15 protein-coding genes are annotated in these 19,391 nt (G+C 68.4%); 9 read left to right on the top strand and 6 right to left on the bottom strand.

Annotated features, from left to right (window positions below; genetic code table 11):
* Positions 1 to 84: 84 nt before the first annotated feature.
* Complete coding sequence (locus tag AC5WJ1_RS22880; RefSeq protein WP_133096000.1) at positions 85 to 1,485, bottom strand: sigma-54-dependent transcriptional regulator; 1,401 nt, start codon at positions 1,483 to 1,485, stop codon at positions 85 to 87.
* A 355-nt stretch (positions 1,486 to 1,840) separates the two neighbouring features.
* On the opposite strand from AC5WJ1_RS22880, the gene AC5WJ1_RS22875 reads away from it, so the two are divergent.
* Positions 1,841 to 2,893: a sigma-54 interaction domain-containing protein gene (locus AC5WJ1_RS22875; protein WP_133096001.1), complete on the top strand. Its 1,053-nt coding sequence runs from the start codon at positions 1,841 to 1,843 to the stop codon at positions 2,891 to 2,893.
* Here the strand turns inward: AC5WJ1_RS22875 and AC5WJ1_RS22870 are convergent.
* Positions 2,878 to 4,824, bottom strand: coding sequence for a hybrid sensor histidine kinase/response regulator (locus AC5WJ1_RS22870; protein ID WP_494476566.1), 1,947 nt, complete (start codon positions 4,822 to 4,824; stop codon positions 2,878 to 2,880). The genes AC5WJ1_RS22875 and AC5WJ1_RS22870 overlap by 16 nt on opposite strands.
* Before the next feature lie 238 nt (positions 4,825 to 5,062).
* On the bottom strand, positions 5,063 to 6,070 hold the full coding sequence (locus AC5WJ1_RS22865; RefSeq protein ID WP_133096003.1) for an SDR family oxidoreductase: 1,008 nt from the start codon (positions 6,068 to 6,070) through the stop codon (positions 5,063 to 5,065).
* Between the two features lie 305 nt (positions 6,071 to 6,375).
* Between AC5WJ1_RS22865 and ligD the strand changes: the two genes are divergently transcribed.
* The 4 genes from ligD (at position 6,376) to ku (ending at position 13,442) form a co-directional block, all read left to right on the top strand.
* On the top strand, positions 6,376 to 9,222 hold the full coding sequence (gene ligD, locus AC5WJ1_RS22860) for a DNA ligase D (protein ID WP_494476565.1): 2,847 nt from the start codon (positions 6,376 to 6,378) through the stop codon (positions 9,220 to 9,222).
* 118 nt (positions 9,223 to 9,340) lie between these two features.
* The gene (locus AC5WJ1_RS22855; protein WP_240745745.1) at positions 9,341 to 9,757 is read left to right on the top strand and encodes a hypothetical protein; all 417 of its coding nucleotides are present in this window, start codon (positions 9,341 to 9,343) and stop codon (positions 9,755 to 9,757) included.
* Positions 9,758 to 10,053: 296 nt separating this feature from the next.
* Complete coding sequence (locus tag AC5WJ1_RS22850) at positions 10,054 to 12,147, top strand: hybrid sensor histidine kinase/response regulator (protein ID WP_135703259.1); 2,094 nt, start codon at positions 10,054 to 10,056, stop codon at positions 12,145 to 12,147.
* Positions 12,148 to 12,356: 209 nt separating this feature from the next.
* Positions 12,357 to 13,442, top strand: coding sequence for a non-homologous end joining protein Ku (gene ku / locus AC5WJ1_RS22845; RefSeq protein ID WP_135703260.1), 1,086 nt, complete (start codon positions 12,357 to 12,359; stop codon positions 13,440 to 13,442).
* Between the two features lie 89 nt (positions 13,443 to 13,531).
* Here ku and AC5WJ1_RS22840 read toward each other — a convergent pair whose 3' ends face one another.
* Together AC5WJ1_RS22840 and AC5WJ1_RS22835 are read right to left on the bottom strand one after the other, a co-directional pair.
* The gene (locus AC5WJ1_RS22840) at positions 13,532 to 13,975 is read right to left on the bottom strand and encodes a BON domain-containing protein (protein WP_133096007.1); all 444 of its coding nucleotides are present in this window, start codon (positions 13,973 to 13,975) and stop codon (positions 13,532 to 13,534) included.
* Between the two features lie 392 nt (positions 13,976 to 14,367).
* Positions 14,368 to 14,562, bottom strand: a complete 195-nt coding sequence (locus tag AC5WJ1_RS22835; protein ID WP_205751603.1) for a hypothetical protein — start codon at positions 14,560 to 14,562, stop codon at positions 14,368 to 14,370.
* A 248-nt stretch (positions 14,563 to 14,810) separates the two neighbouring features.
* Here AC5WJ1_RS22835 and AC5WJ1_RS22830 point away from each other — a divergent pair, with 248 nt between their 5' ends.
* Positions 14,811 to 15,788, top strand: coding sequence for an oxygenase MpaB family protein (locus AC5WJ1_RS22830; RefSeq protein WP_431189849.1), 978 nt, complete (start codon positions 14,811 to 14,813; stop codon positions 15,786 to 15,788).
* Between the two features lie 27 nt (positions 15,789 to 15,815).
* Here AC5WJ1_RS22830 and AC5WJ1_RS22825 read toward each other — a convergent pair whose 3' ends face one another.
* Complete coding sequence (locus tag AC5WJ1_RS22825; protein WP_135703261.1) at positions 15,816 to 16,091, bottom strand: hypothetical protein; 276 nt, start codon at positions 16,089 to 16,091, stop codon at positions 15,816 to 15,818.
* Between the two features lie 997 nt (positions 16,092 to 17,088).
* On the opposite strand from AC5WJ1_RS22825, the gene AC5WJ1_RS22820 reads away from it, so the two are divergent.
* The 3 genes from AC5WJ1_RS22820 (at position 17,089) to AC5WJ1_RS22810 (ending at position 19,386) form a co-directional block, all read left to right on the top strand.
* Entirely contained in the window at positions 17,089 to 17,406 is a 318-nt protein-coding gene (locus tag AC5WJ1_RS22820; RefSeq protein WP_434034374.1) for an RNA chaperone Hfq, read from the top strand.
* A 224-nt stretch (positions 17,407 to 17,630) separates the two neighbouring features.
* A complete protein-coding gene (locus AC5WJ1_RS22815; protein WP_434034373.1) occupies positions 17,631 to 18,869 on the top strand; it encodes a FliC/FljB family flagellin in 1,239 nt (412 codons plus the stop codon).
* A gap of 142 nt (positions 18,870 to 19,011) precedes the next feature.
* A complete protein-coding gene (locus tag AC5WJ1_RS22810; protein ID WP_135703264.1) occupies positions 19,012 to 19,386 on the top strand; it encodes a flagellar protein FlaG in 375 nt (124 codons plus the stop codon).
* Positions 19,387 to 19,391 lie beyond the last annotated feature (5 nt).

Genomic DNA, 19,391 nt, shown 5'->3' with positions numbered 1-19,391 from the left:
GGCCAGGTTGGCTACTTGGCGTAGAAGCAAGAAACGTGCTGCGCGCAGCGCCGGGAGGCCAGCCCACATGGCGTCCCAGGCCAGTCAACCGGTCGCGGACGATCCCGTGTCATTGCGCGAGGCGCGCAGCCACTCGGGCAGCTCCCCGCGGGCGGCATAATCTTCCAGCCGGTTGTACAAAGTCTTCAGGCTGATGCCGAGGATCTCGGCAGCATGCTTCTTGACGCCGGCGCATTGCTCCAGCGTGGCGAAGATCAGCTGGCGGTCGGCGTCGGCCAGCGACATGCCTACCGGCACCGACACCACCGCCGCGCCGGGGGCCTGCGTGGCCGCCACCTGCAGCGGCACCTGCACCTCGGTGATGAGATCCTCGTCGGCCATGATAAAGGCGCGCTGCACGAAATTGCGCAGTTCGCGCACATTGCCCGGCCAGGCATGCAGGCGCAGGCTGTCGAGCACGTTGGGGGCGAAGCGCCGCTGCGTGCCCTGCTCGCCGTTGAGCTGGTCCAGCATCAGGTTGGCGATCTGGATGACGTCGTCGCCGCGCGCGCGCAGCGGCGGCAGCTCCACCGGGAACACGTTGAGGCGGTGGAACAGGTCGGCGCGCAGCTTGCCGTCGGCCACGGCCTCTTCCGGGTTGCGGTTGGTGGCGGCCAGCACGCGCACGTCGGCATGGCATTCGCGGTTGGTGCCCACTCGCATGAAGGTGCCGGTCTCCAGCACGCGCAGCAGCTTGACCTGCAGCTCGGCCGGCATCTCGGTGATTTCGTCGAGAAACAGCGTGCCGCCGTCGGCGCGCTCGAAGTAGCCCTTGTGCTGGCGGTCGGCGCCGGTAAAACTGCCGCGCTCGTGGCCAAACATTTCGCTCTCGATCAGCGTGGGCGAGATCGCGCCGCAATTGACCGCGAGGAAGGGCTGGCGCCGCCGCGACGACAGCTCATGCACGGTCTGCGCGGCCAGCTCCTTGCCGGTGCCGCTTTCGCCGATCAGCAGCACCGTGGCCTCGGTGGGCGCCACGCGCGCGAGCTGGTCATAGACCGTCTGCATCACCTCCGAGCTGCCCATCAGCCGGCCGAAGCGGCCGTAGCGGCGCAGTTCGCCGCGCAGCGAATGGATTTCGGCGCGCAGCTCGCCGGTGGTGGCCAGGCGCTTGAGCACGGTCTGCAGCCGCGCCACGTTGATCGGCTTGACCAGGTAGTCGGTAGCGCCGGCGCGCAGGGCCTCGACCGCGCTTTCGACGCTGGCATAGCCGGTGGTCAGGATCACTTCGACGCCGGAGGCGCCGACCTCGTCGAACAGCTCCATGCCGTTGCCGTCGGGCAGGCGCAGGTCGGCGACGATCGCGTCAGGCATGTGCCAGCCGAACTGCAGCCGGGCTTCGCGCAGGCTGCCGGCGGTGGCGGAAGTGAAACCTTCCATGGCCACGATCTCCGCCAGCGCGGCACATGCGTTTTCATCGTCATCGACAATCAGGATGTGGGGCATACGATCCGTCAGTGAGACTTAATGGAAACTTCTGCGGAACCAGCAAGAACGCCTGTCCGGATTCCGGCCCGGCGCCAGGTACCGCAGCCGCCGCCGCGCGCCATGCGAAGCGCGGCAAGGCAGGCATTCCGGGCAATTCAGGACAGGTGCGGCACGGTTCCGACTGCATACTGCCAGTCCACTGCGTAATAAAAGTCTAAGCCCGGCCTGGGGCCAAGGTTGCCAGTGTCTGTCTGACACCGCTGTCGGACCTTTCCGCGCGGGACCGCGCGGCTATGGCAAGGCCCTCTGGCAAAGGCTAGCATAGGAACTTCCCACCCTCACACGACAAGCTCGCCAAGCCCTGCCTTCGATCGTGCCAGTGACCACCACGCCTCCTCGGCGCAGCGCCGCCGCCCCTGCCTCAGCCCGCCAGGCCCCCCTCTCCCCCGCGGCCGGGGAAGCCGCGCCGCGCCGGGCCGTGCCCTCGCAGGTCTCGCTGCTGTGGGAAAGCACCGCGCCGGCCATGCAGCGCCTGATGGCCCAGGTGGAGCGGGTGGCGCCGACCGATGTCACCATGCTCGCGGTGGGGGAAAGCGGCTCGGGCAAGGAAGTGGTGGCGCGCGCCGTGCATGAGCGCAGCGCGCGGCGCAACGGCCCCTTTATCGCCGTCAACTGCGGCGCGATCCAGCCGACGCTGATCGAGTCGGAGCTGTTCGGGCACGAGAAGGGCGGTTTTACCGGCGCGATCGAGCAGAAGGCGGGGTACTTCGAGCAGGCGCAGGGCGGCACCCTGTTCCTGGACGAAGTCACCGAAATGCCGCTCGAGATGCAGATCAAATTGTTGCGGGTTCTGGAAAGCCGCACCTTCCACCGCGTCGGCGGCGATACGCCGATCGTCACCGACGTGCGCATCCTGGCCGCAACCAACCGCGATCCGGTCGATGCCGTGCGCACCGGCCAGCTGCGCGAAGACCTGCTGTACCGGCTGGCAGTGTTTCCGCTGCATATCCCGCCGCTGCGCGAGCGCCCGGACGATATCGTGCCGCTGGCGCGGCACTTCCTCGCCGAATACAACGCGATGGAACACAGCGACAAGGCCTTCTCGGCCGCTTCGCTTGACCGGCTGGTGCGCTATGACTGGCCGGGCAACGTGCGCGAGCTGAAGAACGCGGTCTACCGGGCCTTTATCCTCGCCGACAAGGTGGTCGAGATCGGCAATCCCAACCTGGCCACGCAGCCGCCGCGGCCCACCACCGTGGACGGCGTGGTCAACGTGCGCGTGGGCACCACGCTGGCCGATACCCAGCGCGAGATCATCATGGCCACGCTGGCGCGCTTCGACGGCGACAAGCGCCAGGCGGCGCGCGCGCTCGGCATCAGCCTCAAGACGCTGTACAACCGGCTGGACGCCTACCGCTCGCTCTGAGACGGCGAAGCGCCGGTGGCCGGATCGGCCAGCGCGCGCAACAGCGCGTCGATCGCCAGCGGCTTGGTCAGGTGCGCATGGAAGCCGGCCAGCTTGCTGCGCCGATGGTCATCCGGGGTGCCGCGCCCCGTCAGCGCCAGGAAGCGCACCTGCGCGCCGCAGGTCTGGCGCAACGCCTGCAGGACTTTATAGCCCGACATGTCGGGCATCTCCAGGTCCAGCAGCACGCAGTCGGGGCGGAAGCTGCCGGCCAGCGCCAGCGCCTGGTAGCCGCCATGGGCCGCGCGCGCATCGTGGCCGAGCATAATCAGCAGTTCGGCCATGCTGTCGGCGGAATCGGCATTGTCGTCGACCACCAGCACGCGCCGCCGCGGCGGCGTTCCCGGCGCCGGTGCGGCCGCTTCGCGGCGTGGCGCACCGGCACGCGGCAGGATCACGGTGAAGGTGCTGCCCTTGCCCGGCCCGGCGCTGTCGGCCTGGATCGCGCCGCCGTGCGCTTCGACCACGGCCTTGGCCAGCGCCAGCCCGACGCCGAGCCCGCTGCGGCTGCCGGCCTCGCTTTCCTGCGAGAACAGGTTGAAGATCCGGTCCAGCGCCGCCCGCTGCAGGCCACGGCCGGTATCCGAGACGGTCGTCACCACGCGCGCCGGCTCCACGTGGACCCGCACGCTCACGGTGCCGCCGCGCGGGGTGTACTTGGTGGCGTTGCTGAGCAGGTTGAACAGCACCTGTCCCAGCCGGTTGGCATCGGCGCGCACGTGCGGCGAGACGGCGGGCAGCTCCGCTACCAGCTGCTGGCCGGCGGCATCGAGCACCGGCCGGATCGCCTCGAGGCTGTTGCCGACCACTTCGTTGTAAGACGTAGGCGTCAGCTCCATCTTCATCTTGCCCGCGGTCACGCGGCCGACATCCAGCAGGTCATTGACCAGCCGCTCGAGCTGGCGCAACTGCCGGTCGATGATCGCGGCGCAATGGCGGATGCGGGTATCGGCATCCGGCGTCAGCGCGATCACCTCGACCGCATTGCGCACCGGCGCCAGCGGGTTGCGCAGTTCGTGCCCGAGGATGGCAAGGAAGGATTGCAGGCGCCGGTTGCCGGATTCGAGCAGCTCCAGGCGCAGCGCGTCGCTGATGTCGCGCGCGGTCCAGAGCAGCCCGGCCGGGCAACCCGCGGCATCGCGCACCAGCACCATGCGGGTCTGGCAGCGCACGATCGCGCCATCCTGGCGTGCCAGGCGCTCGTCGCCGGCCCACTGGCCGCAGGCGCGCGCGGCTTCCAGCGCCGCGCGGTCGCGCCCGGCCGCGGCATCCGGCCCGGTGTACAACAGCGCCAGCGGCTTGCCGACCGCCTCAGCCGCCGTGTATCCGGTCACGGCCTGCGCGCCGACGTTCCAGCTGCGGATGGTGCCATCCAGGTCCAGCTCGCAGACCGCGGTGCCGGGCAGGTTGTCGGCCAGCAGCTGCAGGCGCGACTCGGCCAGGCGGGCGTGATCGGACGCGGCTTCCTGCACGGTGATATCGCGGCAAGCCACCACGAAGCCGCCGGCGCTCGCATGCATGACACAGGCGGCCTGCAACTGGCTGCCGTCCCGGCGCACGCGCCAGCCCCGGTCGCGGGCACTGCCGGCCTGCGCCGCGGCCTGCTGCCACTGCAGCGGCAAACCGGCGGCGACATCATCGGCGCGGTGCAGGCAGGAGAAGTGCCGGCCGGCGATGTCTTCGGCGCGGTAGCCGAATACGCGGAGCGCGGAGTCGGGCCACGCCACGATGAGGCCCTCTGCATCCGTTTCGAACACCGCCACGTCCTCGACCGCATCCAGCAGGCGCCGGTATTGCTCAACGGTTGGCTGGCCGACACGCCCGGGGGGAACGGCTCCCGCCTCTGCCAGATGTGGCGCGCAGGCACCTTTTGTCGCTTGCGGCTCCGACATGGACAAACCCTACGTGGTAATGGACGATCATGGCAGGCCATTCAATACGTAGTACGCGCAGTACGGCGGATGCGGGCGCCCGGCGTGCCACCATGGCCGGCAGGCGGTACGCCTGCGGCACGGCCAAATGCCCGCCAGCCGGCGGGCATTCAGCTCCATGATAGGTGTTCGTGGCACCGACCGCGACCACGGCGCACACCACGCGGCGCGCTGGTTGCCGGTGTGGCTGGGCGGAAGGCTAGCGCCCCCGGCGCGCCTGCACCACCGCCGCCAGCGCGGCGGACGCGCCGACGATCAGCGCGGTGGCCAGCACCGGATGCCGCGCCGTGGTCGTATAGGGGCACGACTGCAGCGCGGTGCGCGTGCCGCTGCGCTCCTGCAGCCCGCTGCCGCTGCCGTACAGTGTGTTGTCCTCGAGCGGGCCGGCCGGGTGGCGCGTCTGCTGGGCACGGCCCATGAAGCGGCGCATGAAGCGGTCGAAGGTATGCGGCGTGTGGTACGCCGCCGCGGAGAAAGCCTTGGCCGCCCCGCCGACGAACAGGTCGCGGCGCGGGTTCTCGGCGGCGAACAGGATCGCATCGGCGGCCAGCGCCGGATCGTACAGCGGTGGCGGCAGGCGCGGCTCGACGTCAAGGAAGTTCTTGGCGTGCATGGCCAGCGGCGTTTCCAGGCCGGCGGGCTTGATCAGCGTGATGCTGACCGGCGCCTGTTCCTGTTCCAGCTCCAGCCGCAGCGAATCGGTAAAGCCCTTGATCGCATGCTGCGAGGCCGCGTACGCGCTCTGCAGCGGCAGCGGCCCATCGGAGGCCTCGCTGCCCATGTTGATGATGGCGCCGCCGCATTCGCGCAAGTGCGCGGCCGCCGCCAGCGAGCCATGGACGGTGCCCCAGTAGTTGGTGTCGAACAGCCGCCGCTGGTCTTCCAGCGGCACGTCGCCGTGGCGGCCGAAGATCGTCACGCCGGCATTGTTGATCCATGTGTCGAAGCCACCGAAGCGCTCGATCGCGGCCTGCGCGACCTTGCCGACCTCTTCGTGCCGGCCCACATCGGCAGCGACAGTGATGACTTCGGCGCCCTGCTGGCGCAGCTCTTCGGCCAGCTTGTGCAGCGAATCCTCGCTGCGCGCCACCAGCACCAGCCGCGCACCCCGCGCGGCGGCCTTGCGCGCGGTGACCAGGCCCACTCCACTGGTGGCGCCGGTCAGCACGATCACCTGCGAGCCGATTTTCTTCAGGGTGGGTTTCATCTGCCGCTTCTCCTCGGGATGATCCCGGCACGGCGCCGGGCGTGGCAATGGTTGATCACCGACAGTGCATTGCAGACAAGCATCGCAAATTGCGTTCCCATCCGCGCCGGCCTGCGGGCGCGCGGAGGGGGGAGCGGACGCGCGGCAGAATTACAACGTCCGGTAAGAACCACATGCCGGCCGGCACGCGCTGCCGTGCGCGTGCCGTCGCGGCGCCATCCTGTGCCGCTGTAGGACTGGCGCCGATTTCGCCGGCGCCATGTGCTGCCTAAGCTGGATGCATCTTTCCGCAACCGGCGACAGCCATGGCCAAGACGACGCGACAGGACTCCGGCGACAGCCGCACTGCGGCAAAACGCACGACGGCGCGCAGCGGCAAGCCTGCCCGCAAGGGCTCGCCGCCGGCGGCGCGCAAGGCCGGCGCGGCGGCCCGCAAGCGCAGCACGGCCAGCGCCGCGCTGGACAAATACCGCCGCATGCGCGACTTCGGCGCCACGCCCGAGCCCAGCGGTGCCGCCGCCCGCACACGCGGCGCACCGCGCAAGCGCGCCGGCGAGCTGTCGTTCGTGATCCAGAAGCACGCGGCGCGGCGGCTGCACTACGACTTCCGGCTCGAACTCGGCGGCACGCTGAAAAGCTGGGCCGTGCCCAAGGGCCCGAGCCTGGACCCGCACGACAAGCGCATGGCAGTCCACGTCGAAGACCATCCGATGGACTACGCGGGCTTCGAGGGCGTCATCCCAGCCGGGCACTACGGCGCGGGCACGGTGATCGTATGGGACCGTGGCACCTGGGTGCCGGTCGGCGACGCCGAGGCCGGCTACCGCGCCGGCAAGCTCAAGTTCGAGCTGCGCGGCGAAAAGCTGCATGGCCACTGGACGCTGGTGCGGATGCACGGCAGCCGGCAGAAGGAGCAGGACGCGTGGCTGCTGATCAAGGAGCGCGACGACGCCGCGGTGCCGGCGGCCGAGTTCGACGTGGTCGAGGCGCTGCCCGACAGCGTGCTGGGCGGCACGGCGCGCAAGACGCAAGCTGCCAGCGGCTCCGCCAGGCCGGCGGCAAAGCGTGCCGGCAAGGCCGACGCCGGCGGGACAACCCACGCCGCCCCCCGCGCCAGGGCACTGAAGCCGCCGCCCGGCGCGCCGCGCGCGGCGTTGCCGCTGGCGCTGGCGCCGCAGCTGGCCACGCTGGTCGACAAGCCTCCGGCCGACGCCGCGGCCTGGCGCTATGAGATCAAGTTCGACGGCTACCGGGTGCTGGCGCGCATCGACGGCAAGGACGTGCGGCTGTTCACGCGCCAGGGCCATGACTGGACCGCGAAGCTGCGCGCGCTGGCGCGTGATGTCGGCACGCTGGGGCTGCCCGACGGCTGGCTCGACGGCGAGATCGTGGTGCTCGGCAAGCATGGCGAGACCGACTTCCAGGCCTTGCAGAACGCCTTCGATACCGCGCGCGTCGAGGCCATCCAGTACTTCGTGTTCGACCTGCCCTTCTATGCCGGCCATGACCTGCGCAAGGTGCCGCTGGCCGAGCGCCGCGCGCTGCTGCGGCATATCTTTGCCGGCAACACCGCGCCGCGGCTGCAGTTCAGCGAGGACTTCGAGGCCGCCCCCGACGAAATGCTCGACGCCGCCTGCCGCATGAAGCTCGAAGGCGTGATCGGCAAGCGCGCCGATTCCAGCTATGTCAGCACGCGCAGCAACACCTGGATCAAGCTCAAATGCACCCTGCGCCAGGAATTCGTGGTGGCGGGCTTTACCGATCCCAGCGGCAGCCGCACCGGCATCGGCTCGCTGCTGCTGGGCGTGCACGACAGCGGCGGACGGCTGCGCTATGCCGGCAACGTCGGCACCGGCTTCGACACGCGCACGCTCGGCGAACTGCGCGCGCAGCTCGACGCGCTGCGCGCCGATACGTCGCCGTTCGCGACCGTGCCGGCGGGCGTGAAGGGACACTGGGTGCGGCCGAAGCTGGTGGCCGAGGTGTCGTTCGGCAGCTGGACCCGCGAAGGCCGCGTGCGCCATGCCGTGTTCCACGGGCTGCGCACCGACAAGCCCGCCGGCGCGGTGTCGGTCGAGATGCCGGCGGCACCGGCCGGCAAGGGGACCAAGGCCGCAGCGAAAGCAGCAAAGACGGCGGCAAAGACGGCGCCAGAGAAGGCCCCCGCAAAGCGCGCAGCCAGGACTGCATCGAAGACAGCCGAGAAGGCTCCGGCAAAAACCGCGGAAAGAACCGGCTCCCACGGCAAGCAGCCTGCCGCGCTGGGTGGCAAGGTCAGGATCAGCCATGCCGAACGCGTGATCGACACCGCCTCCGGCCTGACCAAGGGCGACCTGGTGCGCTACTACGAGCAGGCCGCGCCGCTGATGCTGCCGCACCTGCGCGGCCGCCCGATCGCGATGGTGCGCGCCCCTGCCGGCGTGGGCGGCGAACAGTTCTTCCAGCGCCATGGCGACACGCTGCGCGTCGATGGCATCAACATCCTGGACCCGTCGCTGTGGCCGGGGCATCCCGCGCTGCTGGAGATCGTGTCGGCCGAGGCGCTGGTCTCGGCGGCCCAGCTTAACGTGGTCGAGTTCCACACCTGGAATGCCAGCAAGCGCAGCCTCGACCGGCCCAATCGCATCATCTTCGACCTGGACCCCGGCGAAGGCGTGCCCTGGGACCAGATGCAGGAGGCCGCCGCGCTGATGAAGGCACTGCTCGACGAGCTTGGCCTGGCCAGCTTCCTGAAGACCAGCGGCGGCAAAGGCCTGCACGTGGTGGTGCCGGTCGCGCCGCGCGCCGGCTGGGACGAGGTCAAGGACTTCGCGCAAGACGTAGTGCGCCATGTCGCCGCCACCATCCCGCAGCGCTTCGTCGCCAAGAGCGGTGCGCGCAATCGCGTAGGGAAGATTTTCATTGATTACCTGCGCAATGGTGTCGGCGCGACCACCGTCGCGGCGTTCTCGGCACGCGCGCGGCCAGGGCTGGGCGTATCGATCCCGGTCTCATGGGAAGAGCTCGGGACGCTGGAGAGCGCGGCGCAATGGACCGTCGCCAACGTGGGCCCGCGGCTGGAGGCCTTGCAGGCCGACGATCCGTGGGCCGGCTATGCCGGCGTGCGGCAGGCCATCACCCGTGCCGCGGCGCGGCTGGGGCGGGCCGGCTGAACCACCTCGCCGCACACCTGCGGCACATTTCTTGCCCCGCTTTCCATAAGGACAAACGGCGGGACAAACGGCGGGACACCCGGCGTGAGCCCAGGCCGCAACCTACGGAGAGAGCGCAATGACCCACCTCAGCATTCCCGGTACGATCCGCGCCGTCGGCGGCGGCAGCGCTGGCTCCGGCACCCGCGCGCCGCACAACCGGCGCGCGCTGCGCCGTCTGCTGATTTCATGCGCGATGCTGTCGTTCGCCGCCGCGCCGGTGCAGGCGCGCTTGCCGGCACCCACGCCCGAGCAGCAGCAGGCGGCCGAAGCCAAGAAGGCCAAGGAAGCGGAAACGGCCAAGCAGCAGGCCGAAGCCCTGACTCGCGTGCAGGACAAGCTGGCAGCGCGTTTTGGCAAGGGCGCTGCCGCAGGGGGCGCCACCGAGCCCGGCAAGATCCCGCAAAAGGCGGCCGAAGCCCCTGGCTCGACCGGCCCGCACGGCGGCACCTCGCCAAGTGCCGAAGCGCATAGCGGCGAGGCCGCGCGCCGCTAAAGGCACGTCGCGTCCTGCCGCCGGCGCATGGCCCCGGCATGCCTCTTGCCACTGCGAAGCGGAACGGCCTCGTCGAGGGCCCGTGGATAAGCCGCCACAAAGGGGGAACGCAATGGATCACTTCTGCACGCATGTAGTTATTACAACCGGCATGCCGCCCAGCCTTGCAGGATTTGCACACGAGGACACGGAGCCGGCACGCTTTTACCTGCTCCGAAACCGGCCGCACCGGCCGCGCGCCTGCGCGCCGGTGGTCGCCTGCGGACGCGCGCGAAAGCGCGCGTCAGCGTGACGCCATGCGCCCGCAAGCCAACCGCGCTCCGTTGATCCTCAACGTCGAGGACCGCGAGGGACCGCGCTACGTCAAGAGCCGCATCCTGCATCGCGGCGAGTTTTCCGTGATCGAGGCGGCCACCGGCCAGTCGGCGCTGGCGCTGGTGCGCCAGCATGCGCCGGCGCTGGTGCTGCTGTCGTCGCGCCTGCCCGATATCAGTGGGCTGGAGGTGTGCCGGCTGATCAAGGACGACCCGGAGATCGCCCGCACCCTGGTGCTGCTGACCTCGCCCGGCGTGGCCCAGGCGCGCCAGCGGGTCGAGGCGCTGAACTGCGGCGCCGACGGCTACCTGGTCGAGCCTGCCGAGCCCGAGGAAGTCCTGTCGAGCATCCAGGCGCTGCTGCGGCTGCGCGGGGCGGAAGATGCCTACCACCGCACCACGCAGGCCCTGCACGACAACGAGGACCTGTTCCGCCAGCTGGCGGAGTCGCTGGCCGACGTGGTCTGGATCCTTGATCCCGCCGCCCGGCGCCTGCTGTTCGTCAGCCCTTCGTTCGAGGCGCTGTGGGGCCATTCGGCCGCAGAGGTGATGGAGAACCCGCGCCGCTGCCTGGACCGCCTGGTCCCGGCCGACCGACCACGCGTCGAGGCCGCTCTCGCCAGCATGCTGTCCGACGGCCGCATGGATATCGAATTCCAGATGACGCGGCCCGACGGCCAGCTGCGCGAGATCCGCGCGCGCGCCTTCCCCGTGCACGGCGCCGGTCAGGCGGCCGCGCGCGCCGATGCCGGCCATGCCGGCGATGGCGGCGATGCCTGCGATACCGGCCATGCCCGGCCGCTGCGCATTGCCGGCATCTGCCAGGACGTGACGCTGCAGAACCGCGCCGGACGCACGCTGCGCGACGAGGAGCGGCGCAAGGACCAGTTCCTGGCCATGCTCGCCCACGAGTTGCGCAACCCGCTCGCGCCGCTGCGCAGCGCTGCCGACATGCTGCAGCAGCTGTCGCCTTCGCGCGAGGACATGTTCCGCGCGCGCGACATCATCGGCCGCCAGCTGCACCACCTGACCCGGCTGGTCGACGAGCTGCTCGATATCTCGCGCTTCAACCAGGGCCGCATCACGCTGCGCCAGGACCTGGTAGAGCTGCGCGCCGCGCTCAGTACCGCGGTCGAAGCGGTGCGGCCGGAGATCGACGTCTACGGCCACACGCTGCGCCTGTCGCTGCCCGAGCAGCCGCTGCCGGTGCGGGGCGACCTGGTGCGGCTGACGCAGATCTTCAGCAACCTGCTGCACAATGCCGCCGCCTACACGCCCGCGGGCGGCCAGATCACGGTCGACGCCACGCTCGACGAGAATGCGGCCAGCGGTTCCGCCGGCGGCCATGTCACGGTGCGCGTGCGCGACAACGGCACCGGACTGTCCGAGGCGCTGCAGCGGCTGTTGTTCGACCCCCTGGCCCCGCACGATCCCGCCGATGGCAACGCCGGCAAAGGCAGCAGCATCGACAGCAGCGTCGGCAACCGCAACATCAACGACGGCACGGCGCCGGCCAACGCCTTCCCGCACGACGGGCCCGGCATCGGCCTGACGCTGGTGCAGAAGCTGGTCTTGCTGCATGGCGGCACGATCCGCGCCGACAGCCCCGGCCCTGGCCAGGGCAGCACCTTCAGCGTCACGCTGCCGGTCGAGCCGTGGCACAAGTGGCACCCCGGCACCGGCAAGTCCGCGGCGCACAGCGGCGTGTCGCGGCGGATCATGGTGGTGGACGACAACGCCGACGCCCTCGAAGCCATGACCATGACGCTCCAGACCATGGGCCACACCGTGGTGACGGCGCCGGACGGGCCCACGGCTGTCGCGCTCGCCACCGCCGCGCGCCCGGAAGTGGTGCTGCTGGATCTCGGCATGCCGGCCATGGACGGCTTCGAGACCGCGCGCCGGCTGCGCGCGCTGCCCGAGATGCGCGGCGCCACGCTGGTCGCATTGACCGGCTTCGGCCAGCCCGAGGACCGCCGGCGCGCGATGGAAGCGGGCTTCGACCAGCACCTGGTAAAGCCGGCCGACCTGGACGCGCTGACGCACCTGCTCGATACGCTCAAGGACCGCGTTTAGCCAACGGCCATGCCGGTCCGCCATCAACCCTGACAAGGAGCCTACGTGCATACCACGCCCGACCCCGACATTCCCCCGCGAGAGCCGGAAGTCCCGCCGCCCGAGCCGCCGCCGGGGCCTCCCGAACCCGTCTCCGACCCGCCACCGGGCGACCAGCCGCCACCGCCGCCGCAACGCGCGCGCGATCAATGCGATAAAGGAGCCGTCAAGTGTCCCGCATCATCTGGAAAGGCGCCATTACCTTTGGCCTCGTCAATATCCCGGTCGTCCTGCGGCCAGCGTCGCGCAGCCAGACACTCGACCTCGACCTGCTAGACGTGCGCGACATGGCCCCGGTGGGCTACCAGCGCATCAACAAGAGCACCGGCAAGCCGGTCGACAAGGAGCACATCGTCAAGGGCTACCAGTACGCCAAGGACGAGTACGTGCTGCTGAACGACGAGGATTTCCGCCAGGCCAATGTCGAAGCCACGCAGACGGTCGACATCGTCAGCTTTGTCGAGGCGCAGAGCATTCCGCCCTATTTCTTCGACACCCCCTACTACCTCGAGCCGGACAAGCGCGGCGACCGCGGCTACGCGCTGCTGCATGCGACGATGCGGCGCACCGGCCGCGCCGCGCTGGCGCTTGTGGTGCTGCGCAATCGCCAGCACCTGGCGGCAGTGCTGGTCCACGACAACGCGCTGGTACTCAACACCATGCGCTTCGCCGACGAAGTGCTGCCGATCTCGGAGCTGCGCCTGCCGAAGGCGTCGAGCACCAAGGGCAGCGGCGCCCATGCGCGCGAGATCGAGATGGCAACCAAGCTGGTCGAGGACATGACCGAAGACTGGAAGCCAGAACAGTATCGCGACACCTATCGCGACGACATGATGGCGCGCATCGACGCCAAGATCGAATCCGGCAAGACGCACCAGCTGACCCAGCCCACCGAGGACGAAGAAGCGCCGCGGCGCAGCGCCAAGGTCATCGACATGGTGGCGCTGCTGCGCAAGAGCCTGGGCGAGCGCGGCAAGGGCGACGACGGCAAGGGCCGGCGCCGCGCGAAGCCGGCGGAGGAATCGCAAGCGGCGAAGGAAGCCGAAGCCGATGACGACCGCGCCCGCGCAAGCCGCAGCCGCCGCAAGACGCCCGCGCGCCATGCAGCGGCGACGAAATCACCCGCAAAGCGGACGACGGCCAAGCGCACGACCGCGGCCAAGCATGCGCCGGCCCAGTCGCACGCCAAGTCGCATGCCAAGTCTCATGCCGCGGCTCGCAAGAGCACGGGCACGACACGCCGCAAAGCCGCCTAGCTGGAATCCGGAAAACCGGAGATGGTGCGTTGTGTTTCGCACATCGGCGGACGGCGGGCACTGGCGTGCCCGGCATTGCGCTTCAGCGGTCAGCGCGAAGTGACCTTGAGGTTATCGTTCACCGACGTCACGCCTTCGACACTGCGGATCGTGTCCAGTGCCAGGTTATGCTGTTGCTGGCTTGGCACTGTGCCGCCCACTTCAACCGTGCCATTCTTCGTCTTCACGTGGATGCCGGTCGACTTGAGATCCTTGGCGGTCAGCAGCTTGGTCTTGATCTTGGTGGTGATGGCGCCATCCTCGACCGCCTGCTTGGCCTTGTCGGCGCTCATGTCGGCGCTCGCGCCACGATCCGGGTCGGCCCGGCCCGGCATGCCTGGCGCGGAGTTGACCGGTGCCGCCGGCGCGTTGTCGGCCGCGATGAATATCAGGCCACTTTTGTCCAGCGCCTGCGCGGCGCCGGCAGCCGCCGCCAACGCTGCGGCCACGCAAGCCAGCCTGATGCCGCGCGCGGAAAATCGGGTAATTCGCATGGCTGTGTCTCCTGTACAGGTTCCCAGCGCCTCCGCCGCGTTCGCTGCCTGGCACGCGGGACTGCTGGCACGTTGTCAGTCCGCAAAGTCCATACCAAGTGTTCTCCCAACGCCACGCGGGAGCCGCGGCGACAGGGGTGTGTAAATCGGTCCACCTGTTGTAAAAGCGGGCAGCCGCGCCGGGTGCAGCATGCGGCGCCGCCCGCCACGGCAAGCCCGCTGCCGGCATGCTTCCGCTTGGCATGGCGATTGCAAAACCGGGAATGCGGCAGTCCGCCGCGTCAAGGAGACTAGCAATGGGACAGCAGCAACAGCCGGGTCAATCGCAGTCGGGCCAAAAGCAAGATCAAAAGCAACAAGAACAGCAATCTGGCCAACGCGGCAGCCAGCAATCAGGCGGCATGGGACAACAACAGGGCGGCGGTCAAATGGGTAATCAAGATCGTGGCCAAGGCCAACAGCAACAGCAGGATCGCGGCAGCTCGCAACCGGGCCAGCAGAGCGGTCAACGCAGTGGTCAGCAAGGCGGTCAGGGCGGCCAACAGGGCGGTCAAGGCGGCCAGGGCGGCCAGGGCGGACAACGCCAACAGTAACCTCAGCAGTCAGGCTTGCCGCTGACATAGAGGCAGCTATCCGGGTATGTGCGGCAGCAACATGCGGTGCGGCCGCAGGGGCATACGCCGGAACTTGATCGGCCGGGTCTCCCGAACGGGAGATCCGGCCCTTTTTGCTGAGGTTGCCGCTCTCCTTTCCAAATTGCCGCGGCACCCCGTCGCGCGCGTCCGCGGCTTACCGTGTATGCTGGCCGTGACGTCTTCTTGCTTGCCACACGGTCTTGTCCAGCCACACCGATCCCGCCCATTCCGCTGATTCCGCGGTCTCCCGCGACGCCCGGCGCGAACGCAGCGCGCCTGGACCGGTGGCCAGGGTGCGTGCGCACGCCGGCGCGCAGGTACGCGCGCTGACGCGCAGCAATTCCGGCCTCACGCTCGACTATGACAACCCGCCCGGCGACCCCGGGCTGTTCGGCCCCGACGCGGTCTGCTGGCGCGTGCACGCAGACTTCCCGGCAATGCTGGCCGGCGGCGTCAGCGCGCTGCTGCTGCAGACGCTGCATCCGCTGGCGCTGGCCGGCGTGTGGGACCACTCCAGCTTTCGCACCGACATGCAGGGCCGGCTCGGCCGCACCGCCCAGTTTATTGCCGGCACCACTTACGGCAGCCGCGACGATGCCATGGCGCTGATCGGGCGCGTACGGCGCATCCATGCCGGCGTCACCGGCGTGGCGCCGGACGGACGGCCTTATGCGGCGACCGATCCGGCGCTGCTGACATGGGTGCATGTGGCCGAGGTGTCGAGCTTCATGGCGGGCTACCTGCGCTATGTCGGGCCGCTGGGCGAGGCCGAGCAGGACCGCTATTACGACGAGGTCGCGCGCGTTGCGCTGCTGCTCGGCGCAGCCGACGTGCCGCGCTCGCGCGCGGCGGTGGCGGCCTACCTGGAAGCGATGCGGCCCCAGCTGCAGGCCAGCGAGCGCACCCGTGAAGTGGTGCGGCTGGTGCGCAGGATGCCGGTGGCCAACCCGCTGCTGCAACCGGCGGTGCGGATCATGGCCGATGCCGGCATTGCCTTGCTGCCGCCGTGGGCGCGGCAGCAGCTCGACCTCGACGGACCGTCGCTGCGGCGCTCGGCCACGCGGGCCGGCATGCGCGTGCTTGCGCCGGCGCTGCGCTGGGCACTGGGCGCGGGGCTGGCCGCACGGGCACGGCGGCGCGTGGCGCGCGGCGGCAATGTGGGCGGGGCCGCGGGCTAGGACATCCCGGCGCGGCCTTCGGAATATTCACTCCGCAGCCGCTGCCGCGCTGCCGACGCTGCCGCGCAGCACTGTCTCCGGCAGCCGCGCCACCAGCAGCGGCGCCACCAGCGCGCCGGCCATCCGCAGCGGCTTGTCGCGCCCGCTCCACGACATCAGCCGGTCCGCCGCAAACGCGCCGAACGGGATCGCCAGCATCAGCCCGAAGATCACCTGCATGACCGGCACCGGCGGCACGGGAGCGCCGGTGTTGCGCTGGCTGGCGGACTTGGAAGCAGTGCCGCCCGAGGAAGCGGAACCCAACGGGCGGCCGCTTGCAAGGGCGGCGGGGAGGAGGCGGTCATGTGCACCTGCGGACGGCAGGATCGCGGAAAGCCGCGCATCGAGGCGGCGCGGTGACCGGTCCTGCTCTTGTTGCGGAGTCAAGGAGAGCGGCTATGGTAGGCGCTTCCCGCCGCCGGTGCTTGCCGTGCCCCGGCGCGCTAGGGCATACGGCAGCGGTGGCGCGCTATCGGCGGTCAGCGCACAATTCTTGAAGGGAAATGAGAATTAGAGGCAAAAACACCCGCAGTTCGTTGAATTGCCTGTCCGGAAGGTGGCTTTTAATCACGCTGGGCATTCCGAACGGTCGGTTTATTCCCGGCTACAGCGCCACAGAGCGCGACTCAAACGACGTAGGCACCAAAAAAGAAGCCCACGCGCGGGGTGCTCGTAGGCTTTCCAGGACTGCAAGAGCTTGAAACCAAGCTCTCGCCAAGAATATAAACTCGCTTACATGAGGTGTAAATCCCGTTTCTATCAGGGGAATCCCTGTTATGCGACAATTGGTGCACTTTTAGCAATTTGGGTCCTGATATTACTTCAGGACGAATTTTGACTTTCCTTCAGTTTTTCACTGCGTGCCCCGACCGCGTCAGGGCTGGGTGGACACGGCAGGCGGAGATCATTGTGCAGTCGCACAAAACCGGTACAATACCACGGCTCCGAGCGCAACAAATTTTGTAGAGCTAACACTCTAGGCCTGGCGAAGCACTCTGCCCGTCGACGCTTGTAAAACTTTGTTACTCTCGGCGCTGAAGTACTCCCCTTCTCTTCTGGCAGCGCCCCTCGCCGGCATGTGCCCGACACTCCCGCGGCCCACACAAGAGGCCCGCAGGCGTCGCGGCGCCGACGTCCCGACCCGAGGCCGGTTCCGAGAGCGGACCTTTCCCCTGCCGCCCTGGCCGCGCCGCCCACCCGGTCGCCGGCCAACGGACCGTCATCAGCCGCCAGAACCCTTGCGGGCTCTTCCGGAGTCGTTGTGAAGAAGAAGGAAATCCGGCCCAAGCGCTCCACCCGAAAGGAACTGCAGTACCAGCACCTCGCCGCCCAGTCGGCCAACCGCGCGCCGGTGGTCGTCTATTTGTCCAACGGCACGCGCCTGCAGGGGATCGTGCTGGCGACGGACAACTATATGGTGCTGCTCGGCCGGCGGCTGGACGATCCGCAGCCCACCATTGTCTACAAGCAGGCGATTTGTTTGGTGACACCGCTGGACACGCCGGTGGTCGGTATCGATCCGGCGATTGCGGCGGAATTCGTGCCTATCTATATACCGCGGACGCGCAAGGGGCGCTGAAGCAGCCATCGCAACACCACACTCCTGCGGCCTGTTGGCAGGCCGACGCACGCCCGGGCGCCCCCGGCGATACCCCCTGAAACTCTTGCAGAGATCACTCTAAACCTTTGCCGGGGGCGGTCGATAACCCTTGCAACGGAGGCACTCTACGCCCTGCAAAGCAGGCAGCCAACGTTACGGCTAGCAGCCGGAATGCCAAAAAACTTTGCAAATAGGAGTCGTAAATGGCGCAAGTCATTAACACCAATTCGTTGTCTCTGATGACTCAGAACAACATGAACGCTTCGCAATCGTCGCTGAACACGGCGATCCAGCGCCTGTCGTCGGGCCTGCGCATCAACAGCGCCAAGGACGATGCAGCTGGTCAGGCGATTGCGAACCGGTTCACTGCGAACATCAAGGGCCTGACCCAGGCACAGCGCAACGCCAACGACGGCATCTCGCTGGCGCAAACGACCGAAGGCGCGCTGACCGAAGTCAACAACAACCTGCAGCGTATCCGCGAACTGAGCGTGCAGGCCGCCAACGGCTCGAACTCGGCTTCGGACCTGAAGTCGATCCAGGACGAAATCTCGCAGCGCCTGTCGGAAATCGACCGGACTTCGCAACAGACCGACTTCAACGGCGTGAAGGTGCTGTCCTCCAGCGCCAAGCCCCTTACCATCCAAGTTGGCGCTAACGACGGCGAGACGATCACCATCGATTTGGCCGAAATCAGTTCGAAAACTCTGGGGATGCAAGGCTTCAACGTAGCCGGTCCGGCCGCCACCGCTACTTTCGCCTTCGATGGCGCAACTGGCTCGGCAGCTGGCGATGCTCCCACGGCCGCTCAGCTGCAAGCCCTCTACGGCTCGACTACTGCCATTACGACCACTACTGTCGCAGAAGCGAACACGGACGACTTGTCGTCCAAGCTCGGCTTGGCAGCTGGCGGCGCAGTCTTCACCGGCAACGCCGTGGCGGATAAGAACGGTAATCTGTATGCCGAGGTTGCGATCACTCCTAACGGCGCCGGCGAAACCACCTCGCTGATCAACCAAGGCTTCACCGGCGCAGTCGACGGCACTGCAATGTACCGCTATATCGCCTTGGATCCGCAATCGGCCGATACCACGACGACTGCAGGCACGGCCGCCTTCACCGTTGACACGTCGAAAGTTTCAGTTGCTAGCCTGCAGACCGGTACGACCGCGAGCCCGCTGGAGGCGATCGACGCGGCGCTGAAGAAGGTCGACGATCTGCGCAGTTCCCTTGGTGCCGTGCAAAACCGCTTTGACTCGGTGATCGCCAATCTGGGCACTGCAGTAACCAACCTGTCGGCCTCGCGCTCGCGTATTCAAGACGCTGACTACGCCACGGAAGTGTCCAACATGACCCGTGCGCAGATTCTGCAGCAAGCAGGTACCTCTGTGCTGGCGCAAGCCAACCAGACCACGCAAGGCGTGCTCTCGCTGCTGCGTTGATCGCATCCGCGCAAGGCATCAAAGGCTGGGCCGCGAGGCCCAGCCTTTTTTCCCGATCAGTTGGATCGCTTCGCTGGCAGACCGCTGCGAGCCAAGCGTTTCAACCTAACCCCGAATTCTCCCGCCGTGTAAGGAACAGATCATGCCGCCATTCTTGATCTTGAACCCTGGCAAAGTCGGCCTGCCGCCCGAAATGCTCTCCACCAATGACACCGCGGCGCAGCGCACCCCGAAACCAACCGTAGCACCCCAAGCGCTAAGCGAGGCGGCAAGGATGAGCAACGATAGCGCCGACTCCGCGGAAGCACTGGCAGCGCTCGGCGAACTTGCCGACGTGTTGGAGACCACCTCGATCGGCCTGCGTTTCGAGATCGATGAAGACACGAACCGCATCATCACCAAGGTGATCGACAAGGAAACAGGTGACCTGATCCGCCAGATGCCCACCGAAGAGGTGCTGCGCATCGCCCGGGCCATGAACAAGTTGCAGGGGTTGCTCGTCACCCAGAAGGCCTGAGGCAC

The organism is Cupriavidus sp. MEYA8, assembly GCF_059278825.1.
This window is presented reverse-complemented; position numbering and strand designations above follow the sequence as displayed.